Source organism: Stenotrophomonas sp. UBA7606 (genome assembly GCF_002477705.1).
GTDB lineage: Bacteria > Pseudomonadota > Gammaproteobacteria > Xanthomonadales > Xanthomonadaceae > Stenotrophomonas.
Genome location: NZ_DLJW01000128.1, coordinates 22,644 through 46,867, shown reverse-complemented (window position 1 = coordinate 46,867; position 24,224 = coordinate 22,644). Strand labels below are relative to the sequence as shown.

Genomic DNA, 24,224 nt, shown 5'->3' with positions numbered 1-24,224 from the left:
GCCCAGCTGCAGATCTGGGGCGAGCGCAACGGCGTGGCCGTGGTCGCCCAGGGCCAGAACGCCGATGCCGCATCGGTCGCCTTTGATGCCCTGCAGGCCGGCAAGGCGCGCGGCACCAGCGTGCTGATCGCCGACACCGCCGGCCGCCTGCATACCCAGACCGGGCTGATGAACGAGCTGAGCAAGATCCGCCGCGTGCTGGGCAAGATCGACGACACCGCACCGCACGAAGTGCTGATGGTGATCGACGGCACCACCGGCCAGAACGCGCTCTCGCAGCTGCGCCAGTTCCACGCCGCTGCCGGCGTCACCGGCCTGGTGGTAACCAAGCTGGACGGCACCGCCAAGGGCGGCGTGGTGTTCGCACTGGCCCGCGAGTTCGGCATCCCGATCCGCTTCGCCGGCATCGGCGAGCGCCCGGAAGACCTGCGCGTGTTTGACGCCGAAGCCTTCGTCGATGCGCTGCTGCCGCAGGCCTTGGGCGGCAACTGATCCAAAGCCCCTCTCCCGCCGGGAGAGGGGTTGGGGTGAGGGTAAGCTCTACGAGCAGAAGCAAGAGCTCCCCTCATCCGCCCCTTCAGGGGCATCCCCGCCTTCGCGGGGACAGGCTCTTCTCCCGTAAACGGGAGAAGGGACTAGCTGCAATCGCCAGCCATCGCCTGCGAGCCCATGCCCAACTTCCCCAGCCAACTCCTGACCTGGTTCGACCAGCACGGCCGCCACGATCTGCCCTGGCAGCATCCGCGCTCGCCCTACCGGGTGTGGCTGTCGGAAATCATGTTGCAGCAGACCCAGGTCGCCACGGTCATCCCGTACTTCCAGCGCTTCATACAGTCCTTCCCGACGCTGGCCGACCTTGCCGCGACCGACAACGATACGTTGATGGCGCATTGGGCCGGCCTGGGCTACTACGCGCGCGCCCGCAACCTGCATGCCGCAGCCAGGCAATGCGTCGAGCTGCACGGCGGCGAACTGCCGCGCGATTTCGATGCCCTGCTCGCCCTGCCCGGCATAGGCCGCAGCACCGCCGGGGCCATCCTCAGCCAAGCCTGGAACGACCCGTTCGCCATCCTCGATGGCAACGTCAAGCGCGTCTTGACGCGCTATCACGGCATCAGCGGCTTTCCCGGCCAGCCCGCCATCGAGAAGCAACTGTGGGCGCAAGCCCAGGCCCATGTCACGCAGGTACCGACCGGGCGCATGGCCGACTACACCCAGGCGCAGATGGACTTCGGCGCCACCCTGTGCACGCGGGCAAAGCCCGCCTGCATCCTGTGCCCGCTGCAGAACAATTGCGCCGCGCATGCGCAGGGTCTGGTCGATGCGCTGCCAACCCCCAAACCCAGCAAGGTGCTGCCCGAACGCGAGGCCAGTGCGCTGCTGCTGGAAGACGCACAAGGCCGCATCCTGTTGCTCAAGCGCCCTCCCACCGGCATCTGGGCCTCGCTGTGGACCCTGCCGCAGGCCGAGACCGACACCGAACTACGCGAATGGTTCGCCGCCACGGTGAAGGGCGATTACGACAACGCCAACGAGCTGCCGCTGATCGTGCACACCTTCAGCCATTACCGCCTGCATCTGCAGACGCTGCACCTGCGCAAGGTCGCACTCAAGTCCAAGGTCGGTGACAATGCCGATCTACGCTGGGTAGCGCGTGACGAACTGGCCGCACTCGGCCTTCCCGCCCCCATCCGCAAACTGCTGGATCGTCATCCGGCACATTGATTCGACAGGACACCACCATGCCCCGCTCCGTCTTCTGCCAATACGAACAACGCGAAACCGAGGGTCTGGATTTCGTGCCCTATCCGGGCGAACTGGGCCAGCGCATTTTCGCCAACATCGGCAAGCAGGCCTGGGCCGCATGGCTGGCGCACCAGACCATGCTGATCAATGAGAACCGGCTGTCGCCGCGCGACCCGAAGCACCGCGCCTTCCTTGAGGAAGAGCTGGTGAAATATCTGTTCGCCGGCGGTGCGGAAAAGCCGGCCGGCTACGTCGCCCCGGAAGCACCGTAAAACCAAACACCGGCAGTGCCGAGCCATGCTCGGCATAGGCTTTCCCGATAAAGCTGCAAAGCTGCCCGCGCCCCAGCCCTCGCGCAAGGGCGTTCGATGAGCAGCGAACCAATGGCTCGCAAGCTGTCCTCTCACCCCGTAAACGGGAGAAGGGCTCGATCCAGCCCCAACGAAGTCGTGTCACATGTAGTGCCGAGCCATGCTCGGCAGAAGCTTTACCGGCAAAGCCCGAAAGCGGCCCTCACCCCAACCCCTCTCCCGTAAAACGGGAGAGGGGCTCAACGCGGCCCCTCAACGCAGTCGCACTACGTGTCGTGCCTACGTCAGTTCGTTTCGCCGCCTTGGTCGGCGGCACGTTCGGCGATCTTGGCCTCGCGCATTTCCTTCTCGGATGCACGCAGCGCTTTTACGTCCAGCGGCTGGATGCTGTCGATCCGGCAAGGTACGTGTGCCATCGGGCCGCTGCCATGCACGATCACCCGATCAAACCGCGCCGATACCTGCCCCATCATGTTGGTCACGGTGATCGCGGGCGCATACGACAGATCCATGCACGGGCCACCCAGGTTCAACAACCAGGCCTCGTTGGGCCGGGTCCATACGGCCAGAGCGCTGTCGCCCAACTCCGTCCAGCCATTGAGCGATCCAAAGTACTTGAAACTGTTGACGGGCGCACCGGCATGGCTGCGATAGAGCTGCAGCCGCTCGTCACTGCTCAGTTTTCCCGTGGTTGCACAGCCTGCCAACGTTGCGGCCAGCATTGCCGCGACCAGCATTTTTTTCATGGCACTACTCCTCACACGGAACGACGGGTACAGCGGAACCAAGGACCCCATCATCCACCTGAACACGGGTAAACGCGAGCTGTCGCAAAAACCGTTCAGCAGCCGTGCCAGCTCAGACTTCGCTGCGTGCCAGCTGGTACAAACGTCCCTGGCGCAGCTCCAGAACGCGGTCCAGCTTGCGCGCCAGGCCACGGTCGTGGGTAACCAGCACCAGACTGGTGCGCTGGGCACGGTTGAGTTCCAGCATCAGTTCGAAAACGGTGGCTGCGGTTTTGTCGTCCAGGTTGCCTGTGGGCTCGTCACCCAACACGCAGGCGGGCTGGTTGACCAACGCACGTGCCACCGCGGCGCGCTGCCGCTCACCGCCGGACAGCTCCCCGGGCTTGTGCTCAAGACGGTGCCCAAGACCCACCGATTCCAGCAGCGCCTTGGCGCGCTGGCTGGCACCAGCCGCATCGCGCCCCCCCAGCATCACCGGCATCATCACGTTTTCCAGCGCGGTGAACTCTGGCAGCAGGTGGTGGAACTGGTAGACGAAGCCCAACGAGCGGTTGCGCAGCCGGCCACGTTCGGTATCGGACAGGGCTGACATCCGTTGCCCGGCAACATACACCTCGCCGGCCGTCGGAATGTCCAACCCGCCCAGCAGGTGCAGCAACGTGCTCTTGCCCGCGCCGGAGGCACCGACGATGGCCACGGTCTCGCCGGCGGCCACATCCAGATCCAGCCCGTCGAACACCGGCGTATGCATCTTGCCCTCGGCATAGGTCTTGCCGAGGCCTTCGGCGCGGATAACCGATTCCATCAATGCTTTCTCATTCATAGCGCAGCGCCTCCGCCGGCTGGGTGCGGGCCGCACGCCACGCCGGGTACAAGGTCGCTGCAAAACTCATCAGCAGGGCCACCACGGTGATGGTGACGATGTCGCCGGTCTGCATGTCGGTCGGCAGGCCGGTGATGTAATACACGTCCTCCGGCAGCAACTTGATGTTGAAGGCGGACTCGATCAGGCCAAGGATGCGCTCCAGGTTCAAGGTCAGTGCGATACCACCAATGACGCCGGCAATGGTGCCGAACACGCCGATCAAGGTGCCCTGCACCATGAACACCTGCATCACCCCGCCGGGCGTGAGACCCAGCGTACGCAGGATCGCGATGTCGGCCTGCTTGTCGGTAACCAGCATCACCTGCGAGGACACCAGGTTGAACGCGCCCATGGCGATGATCAGCGACAGCAGGATGCCCATCACCGTCTTTTCCATGCGCAGCGAGTGGTAGAGGTTGGCGTTTTCCTGGGTCCAGTCGCTGACCCGGTAGTAGCCGTTGAGGTTGACCGCCAGATCGCGTGCCACCGTATAGGCCTGGTCCATGTCATGCATCTTCAGGCGCACGCCGGTAACGCCGTCCATGCGCAGCACGCGTTCCATGTCCTGCATGTTGGTGAAGGCGACGCCGCGATCCACTTCGTTGGAACCCGCCTCGAAGATGCCACTGACAGTGAAGCGCTTGACCCGCGGCATCGCCCCCATCGGCGTGCCCTGCACCTCGGCCAGGGTGGCGACCACGTTGTCGCCGACATCCACGCCCAACCAGATTGCCAGTTCCTTCCCCAGCACGATGTTGAACTCGCCGGGCTTCAGGTCGTCCAGCGAACCCTTGGTCATTTTCTCGGCCAACACCGACACCTTGGATTCCTGCGCCGGGTCGATGCCCTGCACGATGGCACCCTGCACCCGGGCGCCGGACAACATGCCCTGGATCTCGATATAAGGCGCGGCACCGGCAACACGCGGGTCCTTGGTTGCCACATCGATGGCGTGCTGCCAGTTGGCCATTGGCTCGCCATCGGCACTGACCGTGGCATGGGCCGACATCTGCAGCAGGCGGTCGCGGATTTCCTTCTGGAAACCGCTCATCACCGCCAGCGTGGTGATCAGCACCGTGACGCCCAGCGCAATGCCGAGGATCGATGCCATCGAGATGAAGGAAATGAAGCCGTTGCGGCGCTTGGCTCGCAGGTAGCGCAATCCGATTGCGACGGGTAAGGGTTTGAACATGCGTTTGGGCCCGGAAGGTGTCGCTATGGTGCCACCGACGCCGGCCTGCGGGAAACGCCATGCGCACGAACGGCCAGTCGCAGTTCACGTCGCCGGGCGCGCGGCAGGGTATCGGGCCAGAACAGCAGCTGATGGCGGCGCCTGCCCTGGTGCCAACGCAACAACAGCAGTGGACCGCGTTCCAGCAGAACCGGGCCCTGCACGCTCACCCCATCGACGCACATCGGGGCTGGCGGCGACGGCAGCAGCAGCTGACGCGCGGGCTTGCGGGCTTCGGCCCGCACCTGGTGCGCACCCAGCAGCAGCACCGCGATGGCCAGCGGCCAGGCCAGGTGCAATTCAAGATCGCAGTTCAACAGGGCAACGGCCGCCAGCAACGACAGGCCCAGCAAAGCGCCGGTCAACCAGCGCGAGGGACGCCACTCACACCGGAAGGGCGCGGATGTAACTGATGAGTGCTGCCTGCGTGGCATCGGGACAGGCCTCGTAGCCCATGGACCAGCGCCACAACTTATCGTCCTCGGTGTCCAGCAACTGCAGGAAAACCGCGCGCTCTTCAGCCGGCGCATCCAGCCAGCGGCGGTCAAGATACCGACCGAAAAGCTGGTCCAGCTCGCGCATGCCACGGCGGCAACGCCAGCGCAGTTTCTTCAACAGGATTTCGTCTTCGGTCTGCATGGCTTCGGATACCTCTGATACCAAAGCCCCTCTCCCACAGGGAGAGGGGTTGGGGTGAGGGTTGGAGCGAAGCTCCTGCGAAATCGAGGGCAGCAGGCTTCGCCCGGACCCTCATCCGCCCCTACGGGGCATCCCCGCCTTCGCGGGGACAGGCTCTTCTCCCGAGGGGAGAAGGCATGACGCATCAAGCGCGGCGGGCCATCATCAACTTCTTGATCTCGGCGATTGCCAGTGCCGGGTTCAAGCCCTTCGGGCAGGTGCGTGCGCAGTTCATGATGGTGTGGCAGCGGTACAGCTTGAACGGATCTTCCAGGTCGTCCAGGCGTGCGCCGGTGTCTTCATCACGCGAGTCGATGATCCAGCGGTAGGCCTGCAGCAGGATCGCCGGGCCCAGGTAACGCTCGCCGTTCCACCAGTAGCTTGGGCAGCTGGTCGAGCAGCAGGCGCACAGGATGCACTCGTACAGACCGTCCAGCTTCTCGCGGTCTTCCGGCGACTGCAGGCGTTCGCGATCCGGCGGTGCCGGGGTCTGGGTACGGATCCACGGCTTGATCGAAGCGTACTGCGCGTAGAAGTGGGTCAGGTCCGGAACCAGATCCTTGACCACGTCCATGTGCGGCAGCGGGTAGATCGGCACCTCGGCCTTGGCGCAATCGGCAATGGCACGGGTACAGGCCAGGGTATTGGTGCCGTCGATGTTCATCGCGCACGAACCGCAGATGCCTTCGCGGCAGGAGCGGCGGAAGGTCAGGGTCGGATCAATCTCGTTCTTGATCTTGATCAGCGCGTCCAGAACCATCGGGCCGCACGCATCGAGATCGATCTCGTAGGTGTCGGTACGCGGGTTCTGGTCGTCATCCGGGCTCCAACGGTAGATCTTGAAGGTGCGCAGGTTCTTGCCACCACCCTTGACCGGGAAGTGCTTGCCCTTGGTGACCTGGGAGTTCTTGGGAAGAGAAAATTCAGCCATGTTCGTAGTTCCCCGGATCAGTAGACGCGCGGCTTCGGCGGCACCACGGACACGTCATCGCTGAGCGTGTACATGTGCACCGGGCGGTAATCGAAGCTGCACTTGCCCTTGTCGTCGACGGTGACCAGCGTGTGCTTCTGCCAGTTGACGTCGTCGCGGTCCGGGAAGTCCTCGTGCGCGTGGGCGCCACGGCTTTCCTTGCGCTGCTCGGCCGAGTTGATGGTGGCAACGGCGTTGAGCAGCAGGTTGTTCAGCTCGTAGGTTTCGATCAGGTCGGAGTTCCAGACCAGCGAGCGGTCGGAAACCTTGACGTCCTGGAACGAATCGAACACTTCGGCCATCTTCTGGCAGCCCTCTTCCAGCGTCTTGCTGGTGCGGAACACGGCGGCGTCGGCCTGCATCGTGCGCTGCATGCGGTCACGGATGACGGCAGTCGGGGTGTCGCCGTTGGCGTGGCGCAGTTTGTCCAGCAAGCCCAGTGCCTTGTCGCAGGCATCGGACGGCAGGGTCTTGTGCGAGGCGCCCGGCTTGATCGTCTCGGCGCAACGGTTGGCCACGGCGCGGCCGAACACCACAAGGTCGAGCAACGAGTTGGAACCCAGGCGGTTGGCGCCGTGCACCGACACGCAGGCAGCTTCGCCGATGGCGTACAGGCCCGGCACAACCGCATCGGGGTTGTCGCCGACCTTGCGCACCACTTCACCGTGGTAGTTGGTCGGGATGCCGCCCATGTTGTAGTGCACGGTCGGGATGACCGGAATCGGCTGCTTGTGCACGTCCACGCCTGCGAAGATGCGTGCGCTTTCGGCAATACCCGGCAGCTTCTTGTCGATCACGCCCGGGCCCAGGTGGGTCAGGTCGAGCAGGATGTGATCCTTGTGCTCGCCGACGCCACGGCCTTCGCGGATTTCGATGGTCATCGAGCGCGACACCACGTCACGCGATGCCAGATCCTTGTAATGCGGTGCATAGCGCTCCATGAAGCGCTCGCCACTGCTGTTGCGCAGGATGCCGCCCTCGCCTCGCACACCTTCGGTGATCAGGCATCCGGCGCCGTAGATGCCGGTCGGGTGGAACTGCACGAATTCCATGTCCTGCAGCGGCAGGCCGGCACGGGCCACCAGGCCACCGCCGTCACCGGTACAGGTGTGTGCCGAGGTGGCGCTGAAGTAGGCCCGGCCGTAGCCGCCGGTTGCCAGCACCACGCCCTGCGAACGGAACAGGTGCAGGGTGCCTTCGGCCATGTCCAGGGCGAGCACGCCGCGGCAGACGCCTTCGTCGTCGAAGATCAGGTCGAGTGCGAAGTACTCGATCATGAACTGCGCGTTGTGCGCCAGCGACTGCTGGTACAGGGTGTGCAGGATGGCGTGGCCGGTACGGTCGGCGGCCGCGCAGGTACGCTGCGCGGACGGGCCTTCACCGTATTTGGTGGTCATGCCACCGAACGGACGCTGGTAGATCTTGCCCTCTTCGGTGCGCGAGAACGGAACGCCGTAGTGCTCCAGCTCGATGATGGCCGGGATGGCCTCACGGCACATGTACTCGATGGCGTCCTGGTCGCCCAGCCAATCCGACCCCTTGATGGTGTCGTAGAAGTGGTAGCGCCAGTCGTCCTCGCCCATGTTGGCCAGCGCGGCGGAGATGCCACCCTGCGCTGCCACGGTGTGCGAGCGGGTCGGGAAGACCTTGGTGATGCAGACGGTCTGCAGGCCCTTCTGGGCCAGGCCAAAGGTCGCACGCAGGCCAGCGCCGCCGGCGCCGACGACCACCATGTCAACCTTGTGTTCTGTGATGTTGTAAGCGGACATGTATCAGTTCCCAAGCGCGATGCGGGCGACCGCAAAGATGCTGACGATGGCGCCGAGCACGGCGATGAACTTCACCGTGGTCTGCAAGGCCAGGGCCATCAGCGAGTTGTGGATGTAGTCCTCCAGGACCACCTGCAGGCCAAGCTGGGCGTGCCAGAACATGGCGACCAGGAAGCCGACCAGCAGGATCGCGTTCCACGGCTTGGACACCGCTTCCACCGCGGTGACGTAGTCAGCGCCGATCAGGCTCAGCACCAGGCACAGGAACCAGATGGTCAGTGCGACCAGCGCGGTGGCGGTCAGGCGCTGATGGATGAAGTGCTCGGTACCGGACTTGGAGCTGCCAAGGCCACGCGCATTCTTGAGCGGGGTACGGAACTTGCTCATGCGGTCGCTCCCATGCAGACATAGGCCCAGATCAGCGCGGTGATGACCAGCGAGGCGATCACCGAGATCCAGCTGCTGCGGATGAAGGTCGGCTTGGCATAGCCGATGGCGAAATCCTGCACGATGTGGCGGATGCCGTTGCACAGGTGGTAGGCGAAACACCAGGTCCAACCGAACAGGATCACCTTGCCGTACCAGGCACTGGCATGGGTGGTGAAGCAGTTCCAGGACTCAGGGCCCATCATCAGGGCGAGCAAACCGCCTGCGATGATCAGGGCGCCGACAGCCAGAATGATGCCGGTGGCTCGATGCAGGATCGAGGTGGCCATCTGGATCTGCCAGCGATACACCTGCAGGTGCGGAGAAAGGGGGCGGGGTCTGTTCGCCATTCGCTGACTCGTATCTCGGCTGGGCGGCTCAATGCCGCGTTGGCTCAACGCTGCTCAGAAATCGATGCAGCGCCCGTTTTTCTCCCAATCGCCGTACCGCACCGGATCAAGTCCGCCGCGGCCGCCTATTTCCTTCTGCTCCGGTACGACCTCGGCAAGCGGTTGCTTGTCGGGGGGCAGCGGGGCTTCAGCTTCGGGCTCGGGAGTGGGGGTTGTTTGGCCTATCATTGTCGGTCTCGCAACGCACAAATTTTAGTCCCCAGCACCGTGTCTGACAACCTCGCCCCTGCTTTCAACGGTTTCCGCACACTCCCGCACGCCCAGGTGCTCTCTCTTTCCGGGCCGGATGCGGTGGCTTTCGCACAAGCGCAGTTCGCCAACGACGTGCCGTCATTGGCCGACGGACACTGGCAATGGAGTACCTGGCTGACAGCCAAGGGCCGCGTGCTGTCTATCTTTCAGCTGGTTCGGGTGGATACAGGCAGGCTGCTGCTGGTCTGCCACGACGGCGGCGCCGAGGCCATGGCCGAGCAGTTGCGGCGTTTCGTATTCCGCCGCAAGGTCGTCATCAGCCTTGCAGACAACCTGCCGGTCAGCGGCGCACTGCACGCACCGGTTTCCGCGCAGAGCGCGGTAATTGCGCAACTTGACGATGGCGTGATCGAACTCGATGTCGGCTGCGCTGCCCTGCCCCGCAGCCTGCACCTGGGTGCCGCAGCCGACGCCGCCAGCGACGCCGAAGCGCTGATCTGGCGCCGGAGCGACCTGCGCTTGGGTCTGCCGCGGCTGGTGGAGGCGCAGCGTGAGCAATGGACGCCGCAGCAGTTGGGCCTGGACAGATTGGCCGCCTACAGCGTGAAGAAGGGCTGCTATCCGGGCCAGGAAATCGTCGCCCGCACCCACTTCCTGGGCAAGGCCAAGCGCTCGCTGGCGCTGTTGGAGTGTGATGGCGTGGTGGCGCCTGGCGACGGCGTCGAGCAGGCAGGCGCAGCAATCGGCAGCGTAGCCAGCGCCGCCGGCAACCTCGCCCTGGCGGTATTGCCGCTGGAACTGACCGAGGGCGAACTGCAGATCCGCGCCGCCGCCACGCGGATCGCCGCGCTAGTGGATGGGCTCGCCCGCTGACCCCACTGGCAGCAATAACGCAAGCCGCGCAGCTCGCGCTCCGCCAAACACATTGCCCCCTCCCCCGCCCTCCCCCTTGCTGCGCAAAAGGGAGGACGCACAAGCTGCAGGAGCCGTGAAACGGGGGGGCCGGCAAAGGCCGAACCACCCCGGTGCTACGCAACCAAGAAGGCGTGCAAGCGGTGACGGGCCGTATGCCACTGCAGTTCACGCCGCCTGACGCTGCGCCCCGATCCGCTCACCGTTGTCCGCGTCAAAGAAATGCAGTGCACCGGACAGCGCCTGTACCGATATCTCCTGCCCCACTGCCGGCAGCGTCTGCGGTGCTACCCGCATCACCAGCGCCTGCCCGGCCGCCTGCAGGTTGACGAAAATTTCATTCCCCACCGGCTCGATGCCCTCGATGCGGGCCATGAACGACGCCTCGCCCTGTCCTGGCTGCAGATGCTCCGGACGCATGCCAACAGCCATTGCGCTCCCCAGCCACGCCGGATCGACCATCGCCGAGCCCAGCGGCAGCTCGCCCCCATCCGCCAGCCGCAGCACCACACCCCCAACCCCGCGCTGCAGGGTGCCGCGCAGCACATTCATCGCGGGGCTGCCAAGGAAACCGGCAACAAACAGATTGGCGGGGCGTTCGTACAAGGCCATGGGCGTGTCTATCTGCTGGATACGCCCCTCATTGAGCACCACGATGCGCTGTCCCAATGTCATTGCCTCCACCTGGTCATGGGTGACGTAGATCATCGTCGTGCCCAGCGTGCGGTGCAGTTGGGCGATCTCGGTACGCACCGAATGGCGCAGCTTCGCGTCAAGATTGGAGAGCGGCTCATCCAGCAGGAACACCGAAGGCTCACGCACCAGCGCCCGCCCCAGGGCCACACGCTGGCGCTGCCCGCCGGACATGGCGCGCGGCAGCTTGTCCAGCATCGAGGTCAAGCCCAGCGCCTCGGCGGACTGCTGCACCCGCCGTTGTACCTCGGCCTTGCCGTGCCCGCGCAGCTTCAGCCCGAAGGCGAGGTTCTCGGCCACGGTCATATGCGGGTACAGCGCGTAATTCTGGAACACCATGGCGATGTCGCGATCTTTCGGCGCCACGTCGTTGACCACACGCTCGCCGATGCGCAGGGTGCCGGCGCTGATCTCTTCCAGCCCCGCCACCATGCGCAGCAGCGTGGATTTGCCGCACCCCGAAGGTCCTACCAACACCATCAACTCGCCGTCGGCGATATCGAACGTAGCGCCATGCACGGCCACCTGTCCGTTGTCATAGACCTTCCGTACGCCATCGAACTGCACCTTGGCCATCAACGCCCACCTCATCAGCTTGCCCTGCACGGGCTGCGAACAGCTGGCACTGCCAGCACCGAACACCGGGTTGCAATCGTATACATCCGAAACCACACGCACGTTAAGCATATTCATATGGCACCATCCATACTCCCTTCGTGGCATGCCCTCCCCGGCACCGGCAGCGGGCCAACTCCCGCCCGGGCAGGCGTTTGCATTGCCATGAAGCAGCCCGCCGGCTGGCAACAGACGGCACCCGCCAGGCACCGCCCGCTATGGGCGAACGCCCCGCATACAAATAATTGACAACGATGTCATCCGCACACGAAACTCGAGCCATGCACGACACCCTTTTCCTGTTCGGTGCCACAGGCGATCTGGCCCAGCGTTACCTGTTCCCGTCCCTGCTTCGCCTGCTTGGCGACGGCCTGCTCCCCGAGGATTTCCGTGTGCGTGCGCTGGCGCTGTCGCCGCACGACACCGCGAAATTCCATGACATCCTGCGCCCGCGCCTGGAACAGGCCATGCCGCAGGCCAGCCAGGATGACATCAACAACCTGCTGCGCCGCATCGACTACCGCTCGGTGGACCTGCGCAACGCCGAATCCGTGGCCGAAGCCGTGAAGGACCTGGTGCACCGCAAGTGCGTCAGCTACCTGGCCATTCCGCCCGGCCTGTACATCTCCACCTGCGAAGGCCTGTCCCTTGGCGGCGCACTGGCCGCCCCCAACCGCCTGATGCTGGAAAAGCCGATCGGCTCGGACAGCGACAGCGCCGAGGAAATCCTGCAGTCCATCGGCAAGCTGATCGACGAAGACCGCGTGTTCCGCCTGGACCACTACCTGGGCAAGGCCGCCGTCCAGAACCTGATGGCGCTGCGCTTCGGCAATACGCTTCTGGAAGCGGTCTGGAACCGCAACTACATCGAATCGGTGCACATCCTCGTGGCCGAGAGCGACGGTGTGGATGGCCGCGACTCGTATTACTCGCGCTCCGGCGCGCTGCGCGACATGGTGCAGAGCCATATCCTGCAGCTGCTGTGCCTGGTGGCGATGGAGCCGCCGGCATCGCTGGAGGCCGATCGCATCCGCGATGAGAAGGTGAAGGTGCTGCGTGCGCTGCGCCCGCTGGACGCCAAGCACGCGGCCAAGGACAGCGTGCGCGCGCGCTATACCGCCGGCACCATCAATGGCCAGCCAGCACAGGCCTACCAGCCGCCGGAAGGCAGCGAGGCCGAAACCTTCGTTGGTGTCACCGCCCATATCGACAACTGGCGCTGGGCCGGCGTGCCATTCCACCTGGTCACCGGCAAGCGCCTGCCGGAACGTACCACCCGCATCGAGGTCAACCTCAAGCCGGTCACCCACTGGCTGTTCGAGCGCCCCGACCGCAGGAATGCGACCCCCAACCGCCTGACCTTCCAGTTGCAGCCGCAGGAAAACATCCAGCTGGGCCTGATGAGCTCGCTGGCCGGCCCGGAATGGGGCGCACTGGAACTGCAGCCGCTGGAACTGGAACTGTCCGTGCCCACCGGCCTGCACCGCCGCATCGCGTACGAGCGCCTGTTCCTGGATGCGTTCAATGGCAACCACGCACTGTTCGTGCGCGATGACGAAGTACGCGCGGCCTGGGCCTGGATCGACAGCGTCAGCGACGCCTGGAAGGCCGCCAACCTGCCGATGGAACCCTATCCGGCCGGTAGTTGGGGCCCGCTGCAGTCCGGCCATTTCCTACCCGCCGCCCTGGCCAATGAAGAAGGTGCGGAGCCGGGCCTGTGAGCCCGGAGGCTGGCTGCGTACTGGTCGCCGACATCGGCGGCACCAACGCCCGCTTCGCACTGGCTGACCTGCGCGCAGCCACCCCGCTGGACCAGGCCAGCATCGACGAATACCCGGTGACGCAGTTTGCGTCACTGGCCGATGCGGCCGCCCATTACCTGCAGGAACGGGGTGCCAGCGCGCACAGCGGCGTGTTTGCCGTCGCCGGCCGCGTCGATGGCGATGAAGCTCGTATCACCAATCATCCGTGGGTCATTTCCAACTCCCGCACGCGCGCCCAGCTCGGCTTCAACGAGCTGCACCTGATCAACGACTTCGTCGCCCAGGCCATGTGCATTGCCCTGCTTGGCAATGACGACGTGGTCCAGGTCGGCGGCGCCAGCTGGCAGCCGGCTGGCAGCGACCAGCCACGCAACTATTGCGTGCTCGGCCCGGGCACCGGTCTGGGCGTGGGCGGGCTGGTGGTGCGCGACGGGCGCAACTACCCACTGGCCACCGAAGGCGGCCATGCCAGCTTCGCCCCGGCCTCGCCGGAGCAGATACGCATCCTGGAGATCCTGTCGGCACAGTTCGGCCGGGTCTCCAACGAGCGCCTGGTCTGCGGCCCCGGCCTGGTCAACATCCATCGCGCCCTCAGCGAGATGGCTGCCACCGACCCGGGCCTGCTGCAGCCGTCCGGCGTCACCGCCGCAGCCGCTGAAGGTGACCCGGTGGCGGTACGCGCGGTGGAGGTGTTCCTGGAGATCTTCGGCGCCGTGGCCGGTGATGCGGTACTGGTACAGGGTGCCTGGGATGGCGTGTTCCTCACCGGTGGCCTGGTACCACGCCTGCTGCAGCAGTTGCAGCACTCCGGCTTCCGCCAACGTTTTGAAAGCAAGGGACGTTTCAGCGCGACCATGTCGCAGATTCCGTCCATGGCTATCGTCCACCCCAACCCCGGCCTGCTGGGTGCCGCCGCCTATGCGCTGGACATGCAACGGGCAAGCCTTGGAGCAACTGCATGACCGCCGCTATTTCCGACCGCGTAACCCTCATCCGCCACGCCGATGACGAGGCCTGGATCGAGGGTGTGGCCGCCGAAATGGCGGGCTTGCTGGAACAGGACATCGCCAACCATGGGCGCGCGCGCATGCTGCTGTCCGGCGGCACCACGCCTGCGCCGGCCTATCAGCGCCTGACCGAGCACCCCCTGGAATGGGCGCGTGTGGAAGTTGGCCTGGCCGATGAACGCTGGCTTTCACCGCAGGACCACGACAGCAATGCCTGGCTGGTACGCGACAGCTTCCTCAACCGTGCCGAGGGCGCGCACTTCGATCCATTGGTGCGCGTCGGCCAGTCGATCGCCGACTGCGTGCATACCGCCAACCTGATGGCCGAGCACTCGCGCCCGCCGTGCCTGGTGGTGCTGGGCATGGGCAATGATGGCCATACCGCTTCGCTGTTCCCCGGGTCCAAGGACCTGCCGCATGCACTGGCCAGCACCCACCCCTACGCCGCGCTGGACGCCACCGGCTGCCCGGTGGCCAAGCACTGGCACCTGCGCATCACCCTGACCCCCGCCGGCCTGGCGCCTATCCCCAACCGCCTGTTGTTGCTGCGTGGCAAGCAGAAGCTGGACGTGCTGGAAACGGTGCTGGCCAGCAACGACATCGAGCAGTACCCGGTGCTGGCGGCGATCAACGCCCCCGGCAACCCGCTGCGCGTGCACTGGTGCGCATAACCCCCGCACCTGTCTGCCCCTTTCGCTCCACGGCGGGCCATGCCCGCCCTTCCAATAGCTGACCGCCAATGAGCCTGCATCCGAAAATCCATGCCATCACCGAACGCATCCGCCAGCGCAGCGAAAAATCGCGCGCGGCCTACCTGGCAGGCATTGATGCGGCCGTCCGCCAGGGCCCGTTCCGCTCGCGCCTGAGCTGCGGCAACCTGGCCCATGCCTTTGCCGCTTGCGGGCCAACCGACAAGGACCGCCTGCGCGGCGACGTGACGCCCAACCTGGGCATCATCACCGCCTACAACGACATGCTGTCGGCACACCAGCCGTTCGAGCACTACCCGGAGCTGATCCGCACTGCCGCACGCGAGCTGGGCGCCACCGCGCAGGTGGCCGGCGGCGTGCCGGCGATGTGCGACGGTGTCACCCAGGGCCGCGGCGGCATGGAGCTGTCGCTGTTCTCGCGCGACATCATTGCCCAGTCGACCGCAATTGGCCTGAGCCATGACATGTTCGACGCCACCATCTACCTGGGCGTGTGCGACAAGATCGTGCCCGGCCTGCTGATCGGTGCGCTGGCGTTCGGCCACCTGCCGGCGGTGTTCGTGCCAGCCGGCCCGATGACCCCGGGCATCCCCAACAAGAAGAAGGCCGAAGTACGCGAGCGCTACGCCGCTGGCGAGGCCACCCGCGAGGAACTGCTGGAAGCCGAATCGGCCTCCTACCACGCCCCGGGCACCTGCACTTTCTATGGCACCGCCAACTCCAACCAGGTGCTGCTGGAAGCCATGGGCGTGCAGCTGCCGGGCGCATCGTTCGTCAATCCCGAGCTGCCGCTGCGTGATGCGCTGACCCGCGCCGCCACCGCACGTGCGCTGGATATCAGTGCCTTGGGCAATGACTTCCGTCCGTTTGGCCACCTGATCGACGAGCGCGCCATCGTCAACGCCGTGGTCGCACTGATGGCAACCGGCGGCTCCACCAACCACACCATCCACTGGATCGCGGTGGCCCGTGCCGCAGGCATCGTGCTGACCTGGGACGACATGGACGAGCTGTCGCAGATCGTGCCGCTGCTGGCCCGCGTCTACCCCAACGGCGACGCCGACGTGAACCGCTTTGCCGCCGCCGGTGGCCCCGGCTTCGTGTTCCGCGAGCTGATGGACGCCGGCCTGATGCATGACGACCTGGCCACCATCGCCGAGGGCGGCATGCGCGCCTTCGCACAGGAGCCGCGACTGACCGACGGCAAGGTCAGCTACGTGCCGGCCGATGCCATCAGCGGTGACGAGGACGTGGTGCGCCCGGCAAACAATCCGTTTGAATCACAGGGCGGTCTGCGCCTGCTGCGCGGCAATATCGGCCGTTCACTGATCAAGCTGTCGGCAGTGAAACCGCAGTACCGCAGCATCGAAGCCCCGGCTGTTGTCGTCGATGCACCGCAGGTATTGAACAAGCTGCACGCCGCCGGCGCGCTGCCGCAGGACTTCGTTGCCGTGGTCCGTTACCAGGGCCCGCGCTCCAACGGCATGCCCGAGCTGCACTCGCTGGCACCGTTGCTGGGCCTGTTGCAGAACCAGGGCCGGCGCGTGGCGCTGGTGACCGACGGACGCCTGTCCGGTGCCTCCGGCAAGATCCCGGCCGCCATCCACGTCACCCCGGAAGCCTCGCGCGGCGGCCCGATCGCCCGCATCCGCGAAGGCGACATCATCCGCCTGGACGGTGAGGCCGGCACCCTGGAGGTATTGGTGGACGCCGCCGAATGGGCTGCACGCGGCATCGCCGCCAACACTGCGCCGGCCGGCACCGACATGGGCCGCAACCTGTTCGCGATGAATCGCCGCATTGTCGGCCCGGCCGACCAGGGCGCGGTGTCGATCTCCTGTGGCCCGATGCACCCGGACGGCAGCCTGTGGGAATACGACGCCGAGTACGACCTGGGCCACGATGCCGCCGCCGCGGCGGCCCCGCACGAAGCCAAGGACGCCTGAAAATTCGGGATTGGGGATACGCGGACGACCGTGGTCGCCGCCCCCGAACAACGCAACGGAACGCGAAGTCGCATCCGGCTGTGCCAGCCGCTGTTGCGAAACACCAATTTCGACTCCCGATGCCCGCATCAAGGCACTCAAGACCAGATTGAAGAGAGGACACCATGAGTATTGCCAAGCACCAGGACCGCGCCGAGCAACTGCTGACCGCCGCAGGCATCCTGCCGGTTGTCACTGTGCACACCCTCGACCAGGCCCGTGCGGTCAGCGCCGCCCTGCTTGAAGGCGGCCTGCCGGCCATCGAGTTGACCCTGCGCACGCCGGTGGCAATGGAAGCACTGGCCATGCTCAAGCGCGAACTGCCCGATGTGGTGGTCGGCGCAGGCACGGTGCTGACCGTGGCACAGATGCAGCAGGCCATCGATGCCGGCGCCGATTTCCTGGTGACCCCGGGCACGCCGGCCCATATGGCCGACGCGCTGGCCGAGGCACCGCTGCCGGTAGTACCCGGCGCCGCCTCGCCTACCGAGCTGCTGGCGCTGGTTGCCCGCGGCTTCCGGATCTGCAAACTGTTCCCGGCCACCGCCGTCGGCGGCCTGGCGATGATCAAGGGCGTTGCCGGCCCGATCCCCGAGCTCAAGCTCTGCCCCACCGGCGGCATCACCGAAGCCACTGCAGGCGACTACCTGTCGCAGAAGAACGTGGTCTGCATCGGTGGTTCGTGGATGGTGCAGGATGCGTGGATCCGCAACGGCCAGTGGGACGAGGTGAAGCAGTCCGCTGCTGCGGCGGCTGCCATCGTCAAGGCGGCCCGCGGCGCCTGAGTCCTCGGCAGGGAGGGGGCTGCAGCTGCGCAGTGGCGGAGACAGAAGCCTACCCCTCCCCAGCCCTCCCCTGCTGCGCAAGGGAGGGAGCAAAGCCTACCCCTCCCCGACCCTCCCCTGCTGCGCAAAGAAGGGGCAAGAAGCATTCAGCGCTTGCTTCGCTCGTTGCGACGCTGGTCTGCTGGGACCTCGATCTCAACCTTCGCCGGCAGGCTGCTGATCCGCAGCTCGCTGCCTTCCCACTGCGCCGGTTCACCGTTGATGCTCGCCGCACCTGGCGCGCCCTCATAAGGCCACGGCAGCACGATGCCGCCGGCCGGCAACTGCAGGCCCTGCGGCACCTCCAGCAGCAGCTGCCGGTCACTGCGCAGCAGCCGATATTTCACCGTGCCATGTGCGCTGTGCAGCCCATCCACCGCGATGCCCTTGCCGCTCAACCATGCCGTTGGTACGCCGGCCGCCAGCACTATGGCATCGTCCACTTCGCGCTGGTAGGCAAACATGTCCAAGGCCGAGCGGACAAAATCCGACGCCACCCAGGCGTGCGGCAGGTCACCCACGAAGAACGGCGTACGCGGCGTTGAAGAAACCACCTCCGCCCACTGGTTCCATGCCGGCGGTACCCGGTCCTTGAAGAAGAACTCGGTGGCTTCCCAGGCACGGCTACGCCAGCCCAGGCGGACGAAGGCAGCGACGTTGCGCCATTCGTACGGGGTGTAATCCTTCCACTGGCGCTTGCCATCACGGCGCTCCACGAACTGCGCCCAGTAGCGTTCGAAGGTAGTGTTCAAGGCCGGCTGCGGCAACCTGCCCTGCTCGCCCCCCGGTGCCAATGCGATGGTGGTCGAGGTGGCATCAAAGTCGCCCAGCTCCACCGACCCCGGCAGGAAGTCGATGTTGTGCGCCTGCATCGTCGCCAGCAGCGAGTCGTTGAGGTCCTGACGGAACTCATCGCGCGACGCGGACATCGCCACCGCGTCCTCTTCATGGCCCAGCGCGACCGCGATGTCGGCCGCGTCCTTGTAACCGCGCAGGGCCCAGAAGTCGTCCCAGTACGAATGCACCGGCTTGGCCGAGTAGCCTTCGTGGCTGATCGACACCGGCATCATCCCGTAGAAGCCCGGGTGCCGCGCGCGGTTTTCCTCGGTGCGCTCGCTCAGCCGCAGCTGCTCCATGTAGCGCCACGCGCCCTGCACATGCGGCCACATGCGCTGCAGGAACTCCATGTCACCGGTATGCCGCCAGTACTCGGCGATGGTGTAGATCAGCTCGCCATGGCTGTCGTTTTCCGGCACCGGATCGCTGCCGCGCGCATCCACGCAACACGGCACCATGCCACTTTCAAACTGGTAGGGCGCATACCAGTCCACGTATTGGCGCACCGCATCGCGGCGCCCCATCCGCAACAGGCCTTCGGAAATCATCGCGCCGTCGCGGATCCAGCTGCGCGCGTAGGAGCGCGTGCCCGGCTGCAGGCTGGGGCCCACGCGCGAGATCAGCATATGCGCCAGCGCGGTGCGCAGGGTGTTGGCCAAGGGCTGGCCGGCGTCGGGCAACTGCAGCTGCACCTGGTCCAGCTTCTGCCGCCACATCGCCGCGACCTGCTGCTGTGCCTTGTCGGCATCGAACTGTGCCGGCATCTGCCAGGTGCCGGCCTGTGGCAGCACCAGCACCACCTCGCGGCTCTGGCCCGGCTCCAGCGTCCACTTGTAAACCAGCGCACCGGACGCCAGCCCATCCGCATCATGCGCCTCGTGTGCAGACGGCAACTGGTTGGCTGCCAGGTGGATCACGTCCAACTTGCTGTCGAAGCTACTGGCGAAGACAGCATCCGCAGCCTGCGTCGCAAAGACCCGCGGCTGGCCGTTGACCGCAACCTGCTGGGCCTGCACCGCAAGCGTATTGATGCGGCTCACGCCGCCGACGGTATTGAGGAACTGGGTAGGTGGGTTGACCTGGAACGGCCGCACCGCCAGCGCCAGCTGGTAGTCATGCGCCTGCTTGTCGGTGTTATGCAGGCGATAGCGCGCGACCAGCTGCGACTGCCCCGGGCGTCCCTGCACGAAGCCACTGACCTGCAGCCCCATTGCGTCATGCTGCCAATCCACCGAAGGCATCGGCAGGTAGCCATCCAGCAGACCCTGCACCGTTTTTACGTCGGCCCAGCTGATCATCTTGCCGTCCAGCAGCACGAACGGCTCAATGCTGAAACCCGACTTCACCGCTTCCAGCGCGCCATCCTCGCTGATCAATGCCTGGTCGCTGCCGCCATCCAGACCCAGCAAGGTCCAATAGGACTGCTCGCCACTGAAACCACGTGGCAACGATCCTCTTGGCAGGTCGGCCGCAACGCTACGGACGAAGTCGTTGGGAGTGTCGGCAAAATCCAGGGGCTTCAAGCTGATGTCGCGGATACCGTAACGCCAGTTGGGGCCGTCGATCAGATCAAAGCGCAGGTAGCGCGCTTCGGTTTCAGGCAGGGCCAGCCAGTCCTTGCCGCCGGTCCCGGCAGTTACCTCGCGCACCTTCCGCCATTCGCGGCCATCGCGCGATGCCTGCACCAGGTAACGCGACGCTTCCAGGCCGGGCACCCATTGCACCACCGCTCCTCCGAATTCGCGCACCTTGCCCAGGTCCAGGCTGATGGTCTGCTGCTTGACGCCGCCACTGATCCAGACCGTATCAGGCTTGCCATCGGAAATACGCTGCTGCAGCGCGGTAGCCGTATCGGCGATCACCGAGGTGGTCAGCGCCGAGGTGTCCTCCTTCGGCAGTGGCTGCATTGTCAGCTGGTCGAAGCAGACCGTACCGCGTCCGCCCACCTTGCTGTAGATGGTGAACTCCACCGCGGCGCTGCGGCGCAGGGTCTTGTCCGGGTCCGGCCCCCAGGCCTTGTCGATATGCCGCTTGCGGTAGGTCACCCGGGTCCAGTTCTTCGGGAACGTGTAGCCGGTGTTGTTGACCCACCACACATTGTCACCGCTGGCATCGACCAGCTTGAACTGCAGGTCGTTGGCCGGCGAGTCTCCACGCAGCTCGAACGACACCTGGTAGTTCTCCGGCCAGCTGACGTCCACCGCCCGGCGGATACCCGCATAGCCGGAGACTTCATGGAAGTCATAGTCCAGGCACAGGGCGCGGCCACTGTTGCCGCTCACCGGGCGCAACGATCCACTGACCTGTGGCGATGTGGTCAGCTGCCAGGCATTGACGTCGTCAAACTTGGCGAGCACTGCCGCATATGCCGGCGCGGCCAGGCCACCCAGCAAGGCGGCAATCGCAAGAATGGAGCAACGCTTGATCATTTCCAGGTTCCAATACTGCCGGTGGCAAGCACCGGATTTTCGCAAAGAAGTGCGGCCTGCAACGCGCTTGGTTGCAGAAGGAAGTACCAGTCAGCCTTTGACACTGCCCAGCAGCAGCCCCTGGATGTAATAGCGTTGCAACACCAGGAACAACAGCAATACCGGCAGCACCGTAACCACCGCACCGGCCATCATCATTTCCACGTCCATGATGTGCTCGCGTGACAGGCTGGCCAGCGCCACCGGCAAGGTGTAGTGCTCCTGGTCGGTCAGCACGATCAAAGGCCACATGAAGTCGTTCCAGGCGCCCATGAAGGTGAAGATCGCCAGCGTCACCAGTACCGGCTTGAGCATGGGCAGCACGATCTGGAAGAAGATCCGCGCCTCGCTGGCACCATCAATGCGCGCAGCCTCCAGCAGTTCATCGGGTATGGAGCGCGCGTACTGGCGCACCAGGAAAATGCCGAACACGCTGGCCAATGCCGGCACCACTACGCCACCAAAGGTATTCACCAACCCCATCTGCTTCATCAGCAGGAACAGAGGCAGCATCGCCACCTGCGCAGGGATCACCAGCGCGGCCAGCAAGGTCTGGAAGATCCGTTCGCGGCCGGCAAAGCGCAGCTTGGCGAATGCGTAACCGGCGAGGGTATTGAACAGCAATGACCCCAACGTGATACCCACCGACACCAGCAGACTATTGATGAAGTTGCGCCCCATGCCGGTACGCGCGAACAGCGCGTGATAATTGGCTAGCGTTGACTGCGAGGGCAGCAGCGGCGGCGGAAACTGCGAAGCCTGGCCGCTGGGCATGAACGACACCGACACCATCCACGCCAATGGCGCCAGGCTGACCATCGCCAGCAGCACCAACCCGGCGTTCACCCACCAGCCATGCCACCGCGACTGGCCGATCTCGCGCCCTGTGCCTGCCCGGCTCATACCAGCTCCTTGCGTTTGCCCACGCGCAGCATCACCGTAGTCACCGCCAGGATGATCAGGAACAGCAGGAAGGCCACGGCCGATGCGCGGCCCAGGTTCCACCACTTGAAGCCTTCCTCGAACATGAAATACAGCACGCTGACCGTACTCTGCAGCGGATCACCACGGGTCATCACATAGGGCTCGGCAAACAACTGGAAATAACCGGAAACGGTGATCACGCCCACCACCAGCAGCACCGGCCCCAGCATTGGCAGGGTGATGTGCAGGAACTGCTGCCAGCGCGAGGCGCCGTCGATGCGTGCTGCCTCGTACAAGTCCCTGGGGATCGCCTGCAGGCCTGCCAGGAAGATCACCATGTTGTAGCCGAAGTTCTTCGACACCGCGAACAGGATGATGGTGGGCATGGCCCAGCGCGGGTCACCCAGCCAATCCACCGGATTGATGCCCACCTGCCCCAGCCCCCAGTTCACCAGCCCATAGCGGGTATGGAACAGGTAGCGCCAGATCACCGCCACCGCCACCAGCGTGGTCACCACCGGCGCAAACAGCGCGGTGCGGAACAAGGCCTTGAACCGCGCCGCCGGCGCATTCAGCAGCAACGCCGCACCCAGCGACAGCGCGATGGACAAGGGCACGCCGATCACCACGAAGTACGCAGTGTTGCCCAGCGACTTCCAGAACATCGGCGTCTGCAGCAGGTCGATGTAGTTGTCCAGGCCGGCGAAGCGCAGGTTGCGGGTGTCGGCCAAGGCATAGAGATCGAAGTCGGTCAGGCTCAGCGCCAAGGCTGACAGCACCGGCACCCCGAAGAACAGGCCGATCACGATCAAGGCCGGTGCCGCGAACACCCAACCTGCCAGCGAACGCTGTTTCATGGGTGCCCCTCCGCAGCATTGCCCGCAGCTTGTTGTTCGACGATCCAGCGGCGCTTGGCAAGGATGTCGTCCACCTGCTGGTCCAGCTGTTGTACGGCCTTGTCCTGCGGCAAGCCACCACGCACCACCTGCTCGGTCACTACCCGCATCTGCTGGGCGATGCGTTCCCACTCCAGCACCTTGGGCGTGGGCTTGACCCGCTCCAACTGGTCGGCAAACGCCGCCGTCAGTGGATCACCGGTCAACTCCGCTGACTGCCAGGCACTGCGGCGCGGCGGCAGGTCGCCAATGATCGTGTAGAACCGTTGCTGGATGTCCGGCCGCGACAGGAACTCGATCAGCTTCCAGGCCGCCTGCTTCTGCTGCGAGGAGCGCATCACCACCAGGCTGGTACCGCCGGCAATGCCGGCACCCGGCCCCCCGGGCCCAGGCAACGGCGCCGTGCCCCACTCGCCTTCCAGCCCGGCAGGCTGGCGCTGGCGGAACTCGCGGATATTCCAGGGGCCGGACAGATAGAACGCGGTGAAGCCACGGAAGAACTCATCCCAGACGTTGGAGATCTGCGTCTCCGACATCTTCGGGGCCCACCCCTGTTGGAACATGTTGTCGTAGAACGCCAACGTGCGGCGGAAACCGGCACTGCGGAAATTGCCACGGGTGTCATGATCGCGCAGCAAGGGGTCCTGCTGCTGCAGGGCGAACGAAAGCTGCGGCTCGAACTCATTGAGCGGCATCAGCACCGGATAGCCCCGGTCGCCCATGTGCTGCTTCAAGGCCGCATTGACCTGCTCCCACTCGGCCCAGGTGCGCGGCGGCTGCGAATACCCCACCGCACGCAGCAGATCCTTGCGGTAGAACAACAGGCGCGTATCCACATACCACGGCACACCCACCAATTGGCCTTCGACCACATTGGTGTCCCAGATACCGGCAAAATAGTCCTGCTGCTGCACCGTGTGCGACGCATCCACATACGCCTGCAACGGCTCCAACGCCTGCAGGGTGGCGAACTCGGCAATCCAGGTATTGCCCAGCTGGCAGACATCGGGCAAGCCATCGGCCGCATAGGCGGTGAGCAGCTTTTCATGCGCCGCCGTCCAGGGAATGTTCTGTACCTCGACGCGGATGCCCGGGTTTTCCGCCTCGAACTCGCGGATCAACTCGCCCACCACCTCGGCCTCGCGGCCCATCGCCCAGAACCGCAAGGTGGTGCCCTGCTGCGCCGGCTTGCAACTAGCCAGCAGGATCAGCAGGGCAAACATGGCCAGCAGACGCCTCATCACGG

General features: G+C 65.2%; 23 protein-coding genes and 1 pseudogene. 9 read left to right on the top strand and 15 right to left on the bottom strand.

The window, feature by feature from the left end:
- From B2527_RS17590 to B2527_RS17580, 3 genes and pseudogenes are all read left to right on the top strand, one after another.
- Positions 1-492: pseudogene (locus tag B2527_RS17590) on the top strand (signal recognition particle-docking protein FtsY); the annotation flags it as partial.
- A gap of 177 nt (positions 493-669) precedes the next feature.
- Positions 670-1,725: an A/G-specific adenine glycosylase gene (gene mutY / locus B2527_RS17585; protein WP_293716681.1), complete on the top strand. Its 1,056-nt coding sequence runs from the start codon at positions 670-672 to the stop codon at positions 1,723-1,725.
- A gap of 17 nt (positions 1,726-1,742) precedes the next feature.
- The gene (locus tag B2527_RS17580; protein WP_293716680.1) at positions 1,743-2,018 is read left to right on the top strand and encodes an oxidative damage protection protein; all 276 of its coding nucleotides are present in this window, start codon (positions 1,743-1,745) and stop codon (positions 2,016-2,018) included.
- A gap of 323 nt (positions 2,019-2,341) precedes the next feature.
- On the opposite strand, the gene B2527_RS17575 is transcribed toward B2527_RS17580, so the two are convergent.
- From B2527_RS17575 to B2527_RS17530, 10 genes are all read right to left on the bottom strand, one after another.
- Positions 2,342-2,803 (bottom strand): DUF6491 family protein, encoded by a 462-nt coding sequence (locus B2527_RS17575; RefSeq protein WP_293716679.1) that lies wholly within the window; start codon positions 2,801-2,803, stop codon positions 2,342-2,344.
- 112 nt (positions 2,804-2,915) lie between these two features.
- Positions 2,916-3,626: a lipoprotein-releasing ABC transporter ATP-binding protein LolD gene (gene lolD / locus B2527_RS17570; protein WP_293716678.1), complete on the bottom strand. Its 711-nt coding sequence runs from the start codon at positions 3,624-3,626 to the stop codon at positions 2,916-2,918.
- Complete coding sequence (locus B2527_RS17565; RefSeq protein ID WP_293716677.1) at positions 3,619-4,860, bottom strand: lipoprotein-releasing ABC transporter permease subunit; 1,242 nt, start codon at positions 4,858-4,860, stop codon at positions 3,619-3,621. Before B2527_RS17565 ends, lolD begins: the two co-directional genes overlap by 8 nt.
- A gap of 23 nt (positions 4,861-4,883) precedes the next feature.
- Positions 4,884-5,264, bottom strand: a complete 381-nt coding sequence (locus B2527_RS17560) for a hypothetical protein (protein ID WP_293716676.1) — start codon at positions 5,262-5,264, stop codon at positions 4,884-4,886.
- 19 nt (positions 5,265-5,283) lie between these two features.
- Positions 5,284-5,538, bottom strand: coding sequence for a succinate dehydrogenase assembly factor 2 (locus tag B2527_RS17555; protein ID WP_293716675.1), 255 nt, complete (start codon positions 5,536-5,538; stop codon positions 5,284-5,286).
- A gap of 184 nt (positions 5,539-5,722) precedes the next feature.
- Positions 5,723-6,508: a succinate dehydrogenase iron-sulfur subunit gene (locus B2527_RS17550; RefSeq protein WP_293716674.1), complete on the bottom strand. Its 786-nt coding sequence runs from the start codon at positions 6,506-6,508 to the stop codon at positions 5,723-5,725.
- A 17-nt stretch (positions 6,509-6,525) separates the two neighbouring features.
- On the bottom strand, positions 6,526-8,316 hold the full coding sequence (gene sdhA / locus B2527_RS17545) for a succinate dehydrogenase flavoprotein subunit (RefSeq protein WP_293716673.1): 1,791 nt from the start codon (positions 8,314-8,316) through the stop codon (positions 6,526-6,528).
- Positions 8,317-8,319: 3 nt separating this feature from the next.
- Complete coding sequence (gene sdhD, locus B2527_RS17540) at positions 8,320-8,703, bottom strand: succinate dehydrogenase, hydrophobic membrane anchor protein (protein WP_293716672.1); 384 nt, start codon at positions 8,701-8,703, stop codon at positions 8,320-8,322.
- Positions 8,700-9,092, bottom strand: a complete 393-nt coding sequence (gene sdhC, locus B2527_RS17535; protein ID WP_293716671.1) for a succinate dehydrogenase, cytochrome b556 subunit — start codon at positions 9,090-9,092, stop codon at positions 8,700-8,702. Before sdhC ends, sdhD begins: the two co-directional genes overlap by 4 nt.
- A gap of 54 nt (positions 9,093-9,146) precedes the next feature.
- Complete coding sequence (locus B2527_RS17530; protein ID WP_293716670.1) at positions 9,147-9,320, bottom strand: DUF1674 domain-containing protein; 174 nt, start codon at positions 9,318-9,320, stop codon at positions 9,147-9,149.
- Positions 9,321-9,359: 39 nt separating this feature from the next.
- Between B2527_RS17530 and B2527_RS17525 the strand changes: the two genes are divergently transcribed.
- The gene (locus B2527_RS17525) at positions 9,360-10,217 is read left to right on the top strand and encodes a YgfZ/GcvT domain-containing protein (protein WP_293716669.1); all 858 of its coding nucleotides are present in this window, start codon (positions 9,360-9,362) and stop codon (positions 10,215-10,217) included.
- 207 nt (positions 10,218-10,424) lie between these two features.
- Here the strand turns inward: B2527_RS17525 and B2527_RS17520 are convergent, their stop codons facing one another.
- Positions 10,425-11,525, bottom strand: coding sequence for an ABC transporter ATP-binding protein (locus tag B2527_RS17520; RefSeq protein ID WP_293716683.1), 1,101 nt, complete (start codon positions 11,523-11,525; stop codon positions 10,425-10,427).
- A gap of 320 nt (positions 11,526-11,845) precedes the next feature.
- Between B2527_RS17520 and zwf the strand changes: the two genes are divergently transcribed.
- The 5 genes from zwf to eda all read left to right on the top strand — a co-directional run bounded on the left by zwf (position 11,846) and on the right by eda (position 17,814).
- Entirely contained in the window at positions 11,846-13,285 is a 1,440-nt protein-coding gene (gene zwf, locus B2527_RS17515) for a glucose-6-phosphate dehydrogenase (protein ID WP_343124770.1), read from the top strand.
- Positions 13,282-14,289 carry a glucokinase gene (gene glk / locus B2527_RS17510; protein WP_293716667.1) on the top strand — a complete coding sequence of 336 codons (1,008 nt, stop codon included), beginning with the start codon at positions 13,282-13,284 and terminating at the stop codon, positions 14,287-14,289. The genes zwf and glk overlap by 4 nt, the downstream gene beginning before the upstream one ends.
- Positions 14,286-15,005 carry a 6-phosphogluconolactonase gene (locus B2527_RS17505; protein WP_293716666.1) on the top strand — a complete coding sequence of 240 codons (720 nt, stop codon included), beginning with the start codon at positions 14,286-14,288 and terminating at the stop codon, positions 15,003-15,005. Before glk ends, B2527_RS17505 begins: the two co-directional genes overlap by 4 nt.
- A gap of 68 nt (positions 15,006-15,073) precedes the next feature.
- Positions 15,074-16,990: a phosphogluconate dehydratase gene (edd, locus tag B2527_RS17500; protein ID WP_293716665.1), complete on the top strand. Its 1,917-nt coding sequence runs from the start codon at positions 15,074-15,076 to the stop codon at positions 16,988-16,990.
- Between the two features lie 164 nt (positions 16,991-17,154).
- Positions 17,155-17,814: a bifunctional 4-hydroxy-2-oxoglutarate aldolase/2-dehydro-3-deoxy-phosphogluconate aldolase gene (eda, locus tag B2527_RS17495; RefSeq protein ID WP_293716664.1), complete on the top strand. Its 660-nt coding sequence runs from the start codon at positions 17,155-17,157 to the stop codon at positions 17,812-17,814.
- A gap of 146 nt (positions 17,815-17,960) precedes the next feature.
- On the opposite strand, the gene B2527_RS17490 is transcribed toward eda, so the two are convergent.
- The 4 genes from B2527_RS17490 to B2527_RS17475 all read right to left on the bottom strand — a co-directional run bounded on the left by B2527_RS17490 (position 17,961) and on the right by B2527_RS17475 (position 24,201).
- Complete coding sequence (locus B2527_RS17490) at positions 17,961-21,119, bottom strand: discoidin domain-containing protein (protein WP_293716663.1); 3,159 nt, start codon at positions 21,117-21,119, stop codon at positions 17,961-17,963.
- A gap of 90 nt (positions 21,120-21,209) precedes the next feature.
- A complete protein-coding gene (locus tag B2527_RS17485) occupies positions 21,210-22,061 on the bottom strand; it encodes a carbohydrate ABC transporter permease (RefSeq protein ID WP_293716662.1) in 852 nt (283 codons plus the stop codon).
- Positions 22,058-22,939 (bottom strand): carbohydrate ABC transporter permease, encoded by an 882-nt coding sequence (locus B2527_RS17480; protein WP_293716661.1) that lies wholly within the window; start codon positions 22,937-22,939, stop codon positions 22,058-22,060. Before B2527_RS17480 ends, B2527_RS17485 begins: the two co-directional genes overlap by 4 nt.
- Positions 22,936-24,201, bottom strand: coding sequence for a sugar ABC transporter substrate-binding protein (locus B2527_RS17475; protein WP_293716682.1), 1,266 nt, complete (start codon positions 24,199-24,201; stop codon positions 22,936-22,938). Before B2527_RS17475 ends, B2527_RS17480 begins: the two co-directional genes overlap by 4 nt.
- Positions 24,202-24,224 lie beyond the last annotated feature (23 nt).